This window comes from Paroceanicella profunda (assembly GCF_005887635.2).
GTDB lineage: Bacteria > Pseudomonadota > Alphaproteobacteria > Rhodobacterales > Rhodobacteraceae > Paroceanicella > Paroceanicella profunda.
On sequence record NZ_CP040822.1, the window covers coordinates 124,635 to 137,471 of the forward strand.

At 64.9% G+C, this 12,837-nt stretch carries 9 protein-coding genes and 1 pseudogene; 9 read left to right on the top strand and 1 reads right to left on the bottom strand.

Annotation, left to right across the window (positions count from 1 at the left end):
• Positions 1-344 precede the first annotated feature (344 nt).
• Positions 345-890 carry a DUF3291 domain-containing protein gene (locus FDP22_RS23240; RefSeq protein ID WP_138579559.1) on the top strand — a complete coding sequence of 182 codons (546 nt, stop codon included), beginning with the start codon at positions 345-347 and terminating at the stop codon, positions 888-890.
• A 191-nt stretch (positions 891-1,081) separates the two neighbouring features.
• Here FDP22_RS23240 and FDP22_RS23245 read toward each other — a convergent pair whose 3' ends face one another.
• Positions 1,082-2,464 (bottom strand): phosphohexomutase domain-containing protein, encoded by a 1,383-nt coding sequence (locus FDP22_RS23245; RefSeq protein ID WP_138579557.1) that lies wholly within the window; start codon positions 2,462-2,464, stop codon positions 1,082-1,084.
• 938 nt (positions 2,465-3,402) lie between these two features.
• On the opposite strand from FDP22_RS23245, the gene FDP22_RS23250 reads away from it, so the two are divergent.
• The 8 genes and pseudogenes from FDP22_RS23250 to FDP22_RS25405 all read left to right on the top strand — a co-directional run.
• Positions 3,403-3,996: an HdeD family acid-resistance protein gene (locus FDP22_RS23250; protein WP_239032038.1), complete on the top strand. Its 594-nt coding sequence runs from the start codon at positions 3,403-3,405 to the stop codon at positions 3,994-3,996.
• Positions 3,997-4,073: 77 nt separating this feature from the next.
• Positions 4,074-5,147 carry a hypothetical protein gene (locus tag FDP22_RS24670; protein ID WP_170317855.1) on the top strand — a complete coding sequence of 358 codons (1,074 nt, stop codon included), beginning with the start codon at positions 4,074-4,076 and terminating at the stop codon, positions 5,145-5,147.
• Positions 5,148-6,288: 1,141 nt separating this feature from the next.
• Complete coding sequence (locus FDP22_RS23260) at positions 6,289-8,478, top strand: glycosyltransferase (protein ID WP_138579555.1); 2,190 nt, start codon at positions 6,289-6,291, stop codon at positions 8,476-8,478.
• Positions 8,479-8,496: 18 nt separating this feature from the next.
• Entirely contained in the window at positions 8,497-9,183 is a 687-nt protein-coding gene (locus FDP22_RS23265) for a hypothetical protein (protein WP_138579553.1), read from the top strand.
• Between the two features lie 13 nt (positions 9,184-9,196).
• Entirely contained in the window at positions 9,197-9,970 is a 774-nt protein-coding gene (locus tag FDP22_RS23270; RefSeq protein WP_138579552.1) for a Stf0 family sulfotransferase, read from the top strand.
• Positions 9,971-10,136: 166 nt separating this feature from the next.
• Complete coding sequence (locus FDP22_RS23275; RefSeq protein ID WP_138579550.1) at positions 10,137-10,748, top strand: sulfotransferase family 2 domain-containing protein; 612 nt, start codon at positions 10,137-10,139, stop codon at positions 10,746-10,748.
• 244 nt (positions 10,749-10,992) lie between these two features.
• Positions 10,993-12,066, top strand: coding sequence for a hypothetical protein (locus FDP22_RS23280; protein WP_138579548.1), 1,074 nt, complete (start codon positions 10,993-10,995; stop codon positions 12,064-12,066).
• 508 nt (positions 12,067-12,574) lie between these two features.
• Positions 12,575-12,793, top strand: a pseudogene (locus FDP22_RS25405) (protelomerase family protein); the annotation flags it as partial.
• Positions 12,794-12,837 lie beyond the last annotated feature (44 nt).

Here is a 12,837-nt window from a genome sequence, read left to right on the forward strand (position 1 = left end):
ACCCTGCGTCTCGGGAGGCTGCCCGGGGCTTCGGGGCGCCCGCCAGGGCCGTCCGGCCGCCGGGGGGGAGACCGCCAGGGGCCGCGCCGGGGGGGTAATTCCGGCGGCCCCGGGCGATCTTGCCGCCGGGGCCGCCGATCCGGCCGTCTGCAGTCCCGCAGTCCGGCCGTTGCGCGGGAACTCCCCTTGGGGGGCATTGAGCCCCCGCGCGGGGAGCGGCCCGTCTTCGCGTGCCGGTCCCGGCCCCGGCCGGTCGCCCGGGGCGCGCCTGCCTCCCCCGGCCCCTTCCGCGGGGGCCGGCCCGTTCTCCCGGCGCCCGAGGCGCCCGATCCGGAGCCCTTGCCATGGCCCTCGCGCTCTACACGTTCGGACAGTTCGCCCGCCCCTCGGCGGACCCGGCGAATGACGGGTTCCACGACCGCAACGACCGCAACTTCCGCGCCGCGGAGCACAGCTCCGGCTTTCTCGGCCGCTCCGGCTATCCGGACGAGCCCGGCCCCGCGCCCTGGGGCGTGCAGGTCTACCCGCGCTTTCACGTGGAGAACGGCGACGGCTGGGCCCCCTCCACCCTGTCGCTCTGGGAGAGCCCGGAGGCGGCGATGGCCTTCACCTGGCATTCGGAGATCCACCGCGAGGCGCTGCGCCGTGGGCGGGAGTGGTTCGTGAAACCCGCCTGGCCGCCCTACGTGTTCTGGTGGGTGGCCGAGGGCCATGTCCCGGACTGGGCGGAGGGTGTTGCCCGTTTCGAGCAGCTGGCCGACCAGGGGCCGGGCCCGCAGGCCTTCGACCACGCCGCGCTCTTCGATGCGGACGGCCAGCCCCGCCGGCAGGACCCTGCCATCCTCGCCCGGCACGTGGCCGCGAACGCCACCCGCCTCGCCGGGCTCTGAGCGCAACAGGGCCGTGCAGGCCGGCCCCGCCGGCCCTTCCCCGACGGGGCTCGATGCCCCCGAGGGGAAGATCCCCCGGCCTCGCGCTGCAGGTGGCGCCTGGCCCCCCGGCCGGCACCCGGGGGGCAGGCGCCGGAAGTCCCCCGGCGCGCCCGGGCCGGCACCGCGGAGGGCCCCTGCGCCTGCGGGGCTCAGAGCAGCGCCACGATCTCTCCCACCAGCGGCTCCACGCGCGCCGCGTCGCCGCGGGTTTCCAGGTTGAGGCGCACCAGCGGCTCGGTCTGGGAGCGGCGCAGGTTGAAGCGCCAGTCGGCGAATTCCATGCTCAGCCCGTCCGACCAGTCCACCGCCAGCGCCGCACCGGCATGGGCGGCGAAGACCCGGGCCAGCGCCGCCTCCGGGTCGGCGATGGTGAAGTTGCGCTCGCCCGAGCCGGGGAATTTCGCCAGCCGCTCGGAGACCAGGGTGGAGAGCGGCCGCCCGGCGCGCGAGACCAGCTCGGCGATCATCAGCCAGGGGATCATGCCGCTGTCGCAGTTCATGAAGCCGGCGAAATAGTGATGCGCGCTCATCTCGCCGCCGTAGACCGCGCCCTCCCGGCGCATCGCCGCCTTGATGAGCGCGTGCCCGGTGTTGGACTGCACCGCCCGCCCGCCGGCCGCCCCCACGATGTCGAGCGTGTTCCAGGTCATGCGCGGGTCGTGGATGATGGTCGCCCCGGGGGCGAGGGTGAGCGCCTGCTGCGCCAGCAGCCCGACGATGTAGTAGCCGTCGATGAAGGCGCCGGTCTCGTCGAACAGGAAGCAGCGGTCGAAATCCCCGTCCCAGGCCACGCCGAAATCCGCGCCATGCGCGCGCACGGCCTCCGCCGTCACCGGCTGGTTCCCGGGCAGGAGCGGGTTGGGGATGCCGTTGGGAAAGCTGCCGTCGGGGGTGTGGTGGAGCTTCACGAAGGTGAGCGGCGCGCCGGCGGCGGCAAGGGCGGCCTCGATGGCGTCGAAGGCGGGGCCCGCGGTGCCGTTGCCGGCGTTCACCAGGATCTTCAGCGGCCTGAAGGCGGAGAGATCGGCGAAGGAGAGCACCTTCTCCACATAGGCCGCGCGGGTGTCAGCCTCGCGGTAGCTGCCGCGCACCGGGGCGGGGGCGGGCCCGGCCTCGGCCAGGGCGCGGATGGCGCCGAGCTCGGCCCCGGGGTCGAGCGGGCGCGCGCCGGCCGCGACCAGCTTCATGCCGTTGTAGTCGATCGGGTTGTGCGAGGCGGTCACCTCGATGCCGCCGCCGCAGCCCAGGTGCGCGGTGGCGAAGTAGATCTCCTCGGTTCCGCAGAGCCCGAGGTCGATCACGTCGGCGCCGCCGTCGCGCAGCCCCTCGGCGAGGGCGGCCTTCAGCGCGGTGCTCGAGGCCCGGCAGTCACCGCCGACCACCACCGTGCCGGGCAGCATCACCCGGGCGAAGGCGAGGCCGATGCGCCGGGCGATGGCCTCGTCGAGGTCGATCCCCAGCCGGCCGCGGATGTCATAGGCCTTGAAACAGGTGAGCGGGGCGGAGGGGAGGGAGAGATCCGACGCGGGCATGGCAATGTCCTTCATTGGAAAGCGCGATGGGAAAATGGCTCGTCTGCCCGCCCCCGCGCCGGCCACCCCCGGGCGGCCGCCCCGGCGGGCGGGGTCATCACGGCCCGGGAACGGCGGGGAAAATTCCCGTGCGCCCGCAGGCGCGCCCGCGGACCGCAGCGCCGAGTTTCGGCGCAAAGCCCGGTCACATCAAGCACCTTTCCCGCACCCGCCGGCGGCGCGGCGCCGGTCCCGGCTCCGCGCGCTCCGGCGCCCGGGCCCCGTCATCCCGGCCCTGCCGCGGCTTTCCCGCCATTCCCCCTGCCGCCCGCATCCCCCCAGGAGGCACGGCCGCCTCTCGCGCCCGCCGCTGCACCGCCTGTCCGGTCCCGGCTCCGCGCCCTACCCCATGCGCCCGGGCCTCCGGTCCGCGCCCCTCCCCGCTGTCCCTCCCGGCAAGGCCGGCCTTCCGGGGCCGGGCCGGCGTGCCACCCGCGGCCCCGGCCGGCCCGGCCCAGCACTGGTGTCCCCGCGCCGCCTCCGGCCCGGCACGCGCCTCGCCCTGCCACCCCGCGCCCGCCCTGCCGCCGCGGCACGTCCCGCCCTTCCGCCGCGCGGCACGCGCGGCCCGGCCCAAAGCGCAGGAGACGCGCCCCGCGAGGGGCGGGTCGAGGGAGCACGGGAGCCCCCCTCCGGCCAATGGCCTTGCGGCCTGGGGGCTCCCGTGCTGTGGCCACCTGTCGGTGTCCGCCGCTTTGGGCCGGGCCGGGCGCTGCGCGCCCGGCACCAGTGTCGCCCCCCGCGGCTTGCCAAGCCGCCGGGAGCGTCGCAGGATCGGCGGCATCCGCCCGGGACCGGCATGGCCCCCGCTGTCCCCGCCATCCGCCTCCAGCCTCGGGAGACCCGATCCAGATGCCCAAGCTCCGCCTGCCCCCGGCCCTCCGCCCCGGAGATGCCACGTGAGCGTCTCCGTCCCCGCCGCCGCCGCCATCCTGCGCGAGGCGATGCGCGAGAGCGTCCGCCGCCATTCCTTCTGGTACCTAGTCCAGGGCGGGATGATGACCCTCGCGGGCCTCTGCGCCCTGCTGTTCCCGGTGTTCTCCTCGCTCGCCATCACCCTGGTGCTGGGCTGGCTGCTGGTGATCGGCGGGGTGATGCGCGGCATCGGCCTCATCGCCAGCCGCCACCTGCCGTATTTCTGGCTGCAGGCGATCTCGGTGCTGCTGTCGCTGCTCGTGGGCCTGTTCATCCTGCGCAACACCGGCGAGGGGCTGCTGATGCTCACCCTGCTGCTGATCATCCTGTTCCTGATCGGCGGCATCTCCCGGGTGATCTTCGCCCTCTCCATCCGCCCCTTCCCGAACTGGGGCTGGGTGCTGCTCAGCGGATCGGCCTCGGTGGTGCTGGCCTTCTTCCTCTATGCCAGCCTGCCGGTCACCGCGCTGTGGCTGCTGGGCGTGTGCCTGGGGATCGAACTGGTCGGCGAAGGCGTCTCGCTGAGCTGGCTGGCCTGGAAGGTGCGCACCGCAAGGCGCCCGGTCACCACGCCCTGACCCGGGCTTCGCCCTTAACTGGCTGTTAATCCTGACGCGCGACTCTCGGGTCTTCCTTCCGAACGGGAGACCCGCCGATGCCCGACCAGCCGCATTTTCCCATCGCCCTGCTGCCGCTCGGCCCGGCCGACCTGCTGCTGGCCCTGGCCACCGTGCTCGCAGCGCTGTTCTGCGGCCTGCTCGCCTGGCGCCTCGCGCGGCAGGAGAAGGCGGGTGCCGCCGCCCTGGCCGGGCTGAGGGTCGAACTCGCCGGGCTGCAGGAGCAGATCGCCGCCGCGATCGCGCTGCAGGAGACCAGCGCTGCCGCCGAGCGCGACAGCACCCGCCAGTTCGTCGAGGAGACGGTGCGCGACGCCGCGACCATTACCGCGACCGAAGTCATCAGCCATGCGCGCGAGGAGATCGACACCCGCAGCACCGCCCTCTCGGAAGAGATCCGCGACGCGATGTCCGAGGCGCTCGCCCGGCACGGTGCGGAGCTGCGCGGCGAAATCACCCCCACGGTCGAGGAACTGCTCGCCGAGCTGCTGCCCCCGGCAATCGAGGCGGCTTTCCCGCCCGCCTTCGAAGCCGCGTTCCCGGATGCCTTCCCGCCCGCCTTCGCCGAGGCTTTCACGGAAGCCTTCGGCGCGGCCTTCGACGCCCGCTTCCCCCCGGCCTTCGCCGATGCCTTCGAACCGGCGCTGGACCGGGAGCGGCTGGCGGAGGAGATGGTCGGACTGCTCTCCGGCCCGCTGGCCGAAACCTTCGCCGAGGCCTTCGCGACCCGGATGGAGGAGACCGTCTCCGCCGCCGATGCCGCGGCACGCGAGCGGATCGAGGCCGAAATTCCGGGCCTGCGCAGCTCCCTTACCGAGGCGCTGACCCCGGTTCTGGAAGAGCGCATCGCCATCCAGGCCGGCGAATTCCTCACCGAACGGCTGCAGGGCGAGATCGGCGCACGGCTCGCGCCGGCGGTCGAAACGGCAATGGAACGGGCCGGAAAGCTCCTGGCCGCCGACTTGCACGACATGGCCGAGGCGGAACTGGCCAGGGCCGCGGCCGACCGGCCTCCCGCCTCCGACCCCTCGCCTGCGGATCCCGCCGGCCCCGCCGCGCTGCCGCACCGCAGCGGAGGCCTTATCTCCGTGCATTCCGGACGCCGCCGCTGACCCGGTTCCGGTCCGCCTGAGGGATGCACGAGATCCGGACACTGCACCGAACCATACGGAAATGAGGCCACCCCGGCCATCATCGCGAAGAAACCCCGATTGCCCGAGGCGTGAACGGTCCGATATCGGAGCCATCCGCCGCCGCCTGGAACGGCAGCCGCGGAAGGGGCCCGGAAATCTGCCCGGGGTCATGAGCGACGGTCCGATACCGTGGGCCCGGATGGCTTACCCGCAAAGACCGCTACGCCGTGCCATGTCTGCCCGCCTGATCCGGAAAGTCCCGAGCGAAGGGTCCCGGAGGCCCCGCGCTTCGCCGGCGCATTCAGGCCAACGGCGCCATGTTGCACTGCGAAGGGGGATGGGCCACGGCCGCCCCGGCGCCGGCCCCGAGGCGCGCGGAGCGGACATCATCCGGCATGAGCGCGACCTTCGCAATCACCGTGCCATCCCCGGCTGCGCCTGACGCCGGCGCAGCCCTGCCGCCCGTTCCTCGCAACCGCACAATGCAGGCAGCGCCGTGCACTCCCGGAGCAGCACACCCGCCAGCCCCGCACCGGAAATGGAAGCACCGTCACGCGAAGCCGAACCCCCGGCATCCGGGCGCGGCAGATCGCCCCGAAGTCGCCTTCCCCCGACCGCGAGGCCCCATCGGCACAGCCCCCCCGGGCCGGGACCCGTTGGCGCAGACCGGAATTCCGGTCTGCCCGGATCATCCTGGTGCTTGCCGAACAGTGCAAAAAAATGGAAAGTCAGTACCGAAACGCGGCCCGTGCCGGATGTCATGACATCTCCGGCATGAGACCCCGAGCGCGGGCCTCGCCCCGACGGCGCACCCGGCCCCGATTCCGGCTGCAGAAGCCGGCGCCATGAGGGCGGGCGGAGAGGCCTGCCACACATCTCCGGCAACATCCCTCAACCTCAGCTAGAAAATTATGTTGCACTGCAAGGAGGGCGAGTAAATAGCCTTGCAAGCAGAATTGGAACATGGTCCAACAGGCTGTCCCGGATCTCGGAGCGACAGCCCGAGGTTCGGCAACGACATATAGGACGCCAATGAGCAAGCACGCGAACGACAGACACGAAGGCTGACCGCTCAGTTCGCGCATCGAATACGTCACAACATCAAGTTCCTGGGTAAAGCATGATCAAAAAAATTGGATTTATCATTCCAAGCATTGGGGTCGGTGGCGCTGAACGGGTGGTTGTCAGTCTTGCCAATGCTCTTTCTACGTATTTTGAGTGTGTAATTTTTGTTCAGCCAGGGTCTCAGAGACATTATCAGATCGATGTGGACGTTCTGGAAATAGACTTCACGAAAGAGGGAATACTGAACGCGGTCAAGGAGCATAAGATTGACCTCCTGTCGGATCACTTCCACTGGGAAGCGGACCACGTCAAAGTTATCGCCGAGGTTGCCGACGAGGGCGTGAAAGTCGTCCTGACCGAGCACAATTCGTACTATTATCCCCTGTTCCAGTTCGCGCGTGACCGGAAGGCCGGGTATGACAAGTGGTTCAATGACCGCTACGATTTCTACAAGAAATTCACCGGCGTCATCCTGCTGAACGAAGATACTCACAAGAGCTTCCGGCAGCATCTGGACAATATCTACACCATCCCCAACCCGGTTCCCTATGATCCCTCGGGTGTTGCGGATTACAATTCGAAGCGTGTTCTGTCTGCTTCACACTTCTTCAAGAAAGCCAAGCGGATCGACCTGCTCTACGCCATGCAGGCGAAATTGCAGGACATGGTTCCCGAATCTGTTCTCACAATTCTCGGGAATTACAGCTGGACTCAGGATCAGTACTATCGCCGGGCCACGGGGTGTCGGCCGGACGCGGTGCGCAGCCCCGGCCGGACCACGCGCGTGGAAGACTATTACAACAAGGCGTCCGTATTCGTCATGACGTCGGAGATCGAAGGCCAGCCGATGGTCCTGCTGGAGGCCGCGATGCATGCCCTCCCCCAGGTGTGCTTCGATATCCCCGGCCTTCGCGACCAGATCGTGGATGGCGTGACCGGGCGGCTCATTCCGTACGGCGATGTCGATGCTCTCACGGCCTGTGTCTCCGAACTGCTCGAAAATCCGGACAGGATGCGGGAAATGGGGCTCGCCGCGCGCAAGTTCGTTCAGGAGCAGTTCTCCGAGGAGCGCGTTGTCGATATCTGGATCGACCTGATTGCCGAAATCGACAAGACGGGTCGCATAACGGCGCCGGAGTATGAGCAGACCGAAGAAGAAAAGGAAAGCGACCTGAAGTGGAAGGACTACTGGAAGGGTGCGGCAAACAACGCGGCCAGCCATGTGGACCCGAAGATCAGCTTTCTTGTTCCCGTATACGGCACCGAGGCCGTTCTGGGCCGATGCCTTCGCAGTATTCAGGACCAGACTCTCGAAGAATTCGAATGTATCGTGGTGGATGACGCCTCTCCCGGAGATGTGGAAGCCGTGATGCGCGAAGCCATCGGCGATGACGCCAGGTTCCGGATCATTCATCACGCCCAGAACCGCGGTCTTTATCAGGCGCGCTCCACTGCGGCAGACGATGCGTGCGGCCTGTTCTTCGCGAATATTGACAGCGATGACTATATCCACCCGTCATTCGCGGAAATCATGTTCGACAAGGCCATTCTGACAGACAGCGAAATCGTCGAATGCCAGGCGATCGAGCTTCACGCCGATGGACGGCCCATCCGGTTCAACGATATTCAGCAGGTTGACCCGATCGATGGTGCCGAGGCGAACAGGGCCTTCCTCAACAATACTTTTAGAAACGTGGTCTGGAACAAGATATACGCCCGGGACCTCTGGCGGCGGGTTCCGGAGCACAATTCCATCGACGTGGGCCTGTCCATCACGGAAGATCTGCTCCGGAACAGCTTGCTGTTCCCGGCCTGCCACAGATATACGGCCGTCCAGGACTGCCTGTACTATTATTGTCGCCGGCCGACCTCGGTCGTCACGGGTGGGGATATCATCCGGCTGGACAAGAAGCTGAAGGATATCGAGTACTCCTATCGGAAGGCGAAGGCCCAGTATGTTTCGGAGGACTCCGAACAGTTCTGGAAAAAGCTGGAGCACCGAAGAATTGAGGATATCTCCTGGTATGTCTCGGAGTACCTGAAGCGTACCGAACTCAGTGCGGTGTGGTCCGAAATCTGGGAGAAGGATGTCGACCCGTCCCTGTCCCTGATCATTTCGCTTGTAGCCAACAACGCCAAGTTGGATGTTGAGCTGCAGCATCGCTGGAACGCCTGGCGCTGGGAGCTGAACAGAGCTACCCGCCTGGAAAACAAATTGACGGAAGCCCGGAAGACTCTCTCTTAAGTATGGGAAACCTTAGCTATGAGTAAAACTACACAGCTCCTTTCGGTTCTTGGCGAAATTCGCGGACGCCTTGACGAATTAGAGGAGATGGTTCGTTTTCCGGACAAGTATGTGGTTGGGATGCCGCAGGGATTTGAGGATGATGACGTCGAAACCCGTACGCCTCAGGCATGGCTGGACATCAACCAGCACGGATTGACCGAGGCCACGCGCGCGCATCCGTTCGAGATGGTGTCGGGCCTCATGCAGTTCGGCTGCCCGGATCCGAACGCGGTCTGCACGTTCTCGACCTTCGAGCTGTCCAATCTCCACCAGAACGCGTCCGAAACGCGATACGGACTGCGCGCGAATCCGACCGGCGAGAAGAACTCCTGGTTCACCTACGAACTGGCCCTCGACGAGCCGAACCTGCAGGACTACGAGTGGCTGGAGTGGATCATCAAGGTGTCCTCGGACACGCCGGTGGACATCTTCTTCCAGATCATCTGTGACGGGCTTTCCGAAGACACTCGGATCGATGTCGGGCGGCGGAAGGTCAATGAATTTTCCAGCTTCCAGCACATACTGCTCCCCCGGCAGCAGGTGGAGGACCATAATGCGCTGGCTTCCGAGAGGATAAGGCTAATAATTGGTACGGACGGATCACCCGTGCCGCTGAACGTGTACGCGCTGGGTGTTTACGCAAAACGAACTAATTCAAACTAAGGCGGCTCAAAACATGACGAAGAGCTTCGGTAAACCGGCACTTCTATTCGCTGCTACACAGCGTAGCGGTTCAACAATGGTCGTGGATGACTTCCAGAATATCACGGGAAGGTCGCGCACTGAGAGTGAAGCATTCTACAGGCAGGTCATCGCGGCTGAACGGTCGTCTGAGGACTGGGATGTCACGGTCGAGAAGGTAAAGGCATTTCGCGACAAAGAAGTGATTTTCTTCGACAAGATCATGTTCCATCAGATGACTGTCCTGTCCGAGATGATCGATCCGGAAAGGCACACGCCTGCGTGTCTGCCGTTTTTCGAGTACTTCCGTGATGCGACCTGGGTCTACATCCGCCGCGCGAATGCCTTCGAGCAGGTGGTGTCGAAATATATCGCCGAGGCGCTGAACGTCTGGGACAAGGCCGATGCCAAGTCCGACGATTTCAACTCGAAGTTCGAGTTCAACATCGAGCTCGCGAAGGTGCATCTGCGCAGCCTCCTCAAGGAGGACGAGCAGTGGCAGGTGTTCTTCCGCCGTCACAAGATCTCCCCCATCGAGATCTATTATGAAGACGCGGTTTCGAACTTCCCGAACTACCTGGCTCCGGTTCTGGAGAAGATCGGCGTGTCGGCCAATCTCGAGCAGACCGGCGAGCGCAGGATGCGGAAGCTGGGGAACAGCCGGAACGAAAACCTGGCCAACGTTCTCATGCACATGATGATGCGTGAAAACATCCAGTCCGGTTTCGAGTTCAAGCAGTTCATCAGGAACGCAAAAGCCAACCAGTAAGCCTGGTGCAGGCAAACGCATGAGGGAGATGGCCTCCGGCTGCCCTGGCTGTCTCAGACGCAGGGGAGCCGAGTGGGCATTCCAATGGTCTTCAGGCTTGCGACCGCCTGGTCGTGAGAAGCGATCAGGTTCCTTACGGGCCGCAGAGGAATAGGAAGGGCCGAGCATGTTGGCGTTTTTTGAACCAAAAATTGTTGTTCTTGCCGTTCCAAAGACCGGTACTTCCGCGCTGAACAGGTATCTGCGCAAGATCGCGGATATTGCTTATATCGGAGTAGAGGGCGAAAAGGCGGGCAAGCACACGTCTGTCTCTGACTTCAGGGGAAAGGTCGAACCCGATCTTCTCAAGCAGGGGCATGGCCCCTTCGAATGCGTGGCGGCCTTCCGGGAGCCCGTGAGCTGGCTGAACAGCTGGTACCGGTTTCGCCGGCGTGACTCCCTGGACGGAAAGCCGCAATCGACGAAGGATCTGACTTTCGATGAGTTCGTGCAGGCTTTCTGTTTGCCAGACCGGAAAAAGCCGCTATGTGCAAATCTGAAGCCGCAAAGCTGGTTCGTGTGCGACAAGGCAGGGGCGATCGCTGTCGATCACCTTTTCAAGTATGAGCTGGAAAACCGTGAGATCAGCAAGTTCCTTGCCGACAGGCTGAACGTGGAGATCAAGCTGGATCAGGTGAACGTGTCTCCTGTTCGGACCGGGTTCGACCTGAGCGAGAAGACACTGAGGTTGTACCGGCGCGCCTTCGCATCGGATTTCGAGATCTACGATTCTCTGTAAGACGCAGTTTTATAAGCCCTTTTGACAAGGCACGGCTGAAACTGGGGAGGGTCGGCTGTTAGAATGTCCGTCCGGAGCGCCGAGTATGCTTCGATGTGACGTACGGGGAAATGCCGCGCCTCAGCGGTGAAAAAATCAGAGATATGACAGAGACCCGCTCTCCTGGGGAGAGCCGTGGTGTTGCGGCCTGTGGTTCCGGAGGGAGCATCTGGTCTGGTGTAAATTCAACCGTGGTTGAGGGTAAATGATGAACCTCACTTCGCAGATCATTTATCAGGGTGAGGGCTACCTGGTCGAAGCTCTCGGGACGCTCGAGCATGACGTGACGATCGTCGGCTTCGCGTCCAGAGGGGCATCGGCACGCTACAACCCGGTGACACCTGCAGATTTTGACCGGCGCTTCCTGAAGGCGTCGCTCCTGAAGTGGAACCTTCCGGTCAATTTCGTCAATTTCACGAGCAACAGGAACTGCTGGTTCATGCTGCCGGAGATCGTGGAGGCATGCTCCGCTCTCCGCAAGCGCCTCGGGGGGCAACGGCTCATCACCTACGGAAGCTCCATGGGTGGGTTTGCAGCGATCAATTGCTCCACCTTCCTCGATGCCGATTACTTCCTGGCGCTGTCGCCCCTGTACTCGATCTTCGATCCGTTCATGAAATCCATCAGGGACACCCGGTTTCGCGAGGAACGTGAAGCGCTGAATGACGCCTTCGATGGTATATCGAAGGGCTGGCATGCCGGGCGGACCGGGCTGGTTGCCTATGATGATCGGCACGAGCGGGATACGCGGCATGCGCAGGAGATCCTGAAGCAGACGTCCGGCCATGAGCTGAAGGTTCCGTTCGCCGGACATCCCGTCGGCCCCTCGCTGAACCGGGCATATTCCCTGAAGAAGATCCTTGTTCAGAGTATATCCGGGCCCATCGATGTCGACGAGGTTCAGAAGGTTGTCCATTCCAACCTGGAAAATTCGGCAGGGGCCCTCGCTGCCGATGGTGACGGGTTGCCGGAGTTTCTGAACCTTGTGCGACAGGGGCAGCGCTCGGTGGATCCGAGTGCCTGGGTGTCCGCCAGCCAGACGCTGGTTGATCTGGCGAAGAAGGAAAGCATAGACGAGGACGTGCTCGGTGCATTGTGCAGCTCGTTTCCGGATAACGAGTTCTGGGCCGGTGCCCCCAGCAAGCTTGTCCAGTGTGCCTGGGGATTTTGCCGGGCGCTCGAGGAGCTGGGTGATCTGTCCCGCGCGCGCGAATTCGCGGAGGAACGGATGCCGGAGCCCCAGCGGAGCAGGTTCCTGGCACGGGCGTCCACTGACTGACTTGCCTCCGTGGGACCTGTCGCTCCCGTTGCCGGCACCTTGACGGCCGGTAACAGGAGCGCCTGAAGCGGTCCGGGAAAGCGCTCGCTCCGGCCGGGGCTTTCCTGCATTGATGACAGTCGCCGCTGACCACTGAATATATGAGAAAGGTGCGCTGCGCGACCTTTACGAATATATATTTTGCATATATCCTTTCCGTCATCCAGGTTGCGGGAGACGGCAGATGACCGGCACTGAGCAGACACCCCCGAAGCGCCGCCGCAGCTATGCTCTCAGCGATGCGCTTGAGGCATTCGTGGGGGAGGTGGTTCCTCTTGTCGTTCCCGAGATGTCGAGCCACTGGAAACGGCGCATCCTCGTGCTCTGGGACCAGGAGCAGCAGGCTTTCTCCGACAAGACGCCCAGCACGCAGAAGCTCTATACCTCGAAGTTCCGCAAGGCGCTGCGCGAAGGGCTGGAACGAGCGGAGGCGGACCCGGATCGACGCAAGCAGGTCGCGGCCAAGCTTATGGAGATCATCCGGCAGGACCCGGAGGCCGTCGAGGGGATCAATGCCCAATACCGGCGCCGGGTGGCGGAGCGGCACAACAATATCTCGATCATCCCGCACTGGAAGGGGCTGGTGGAAGAGTTTCGCCTGCTCCTGAACCATTCAGATGCACGGGTGAAGGCGATCGCGCTCATGGCGCTCACCGGGCGACGCTTTATCGAGATCGTCCGCGTCGGGTCTCTATCTCCTTTGATTGAGATTGTTGGTCATGGCCGGATCAC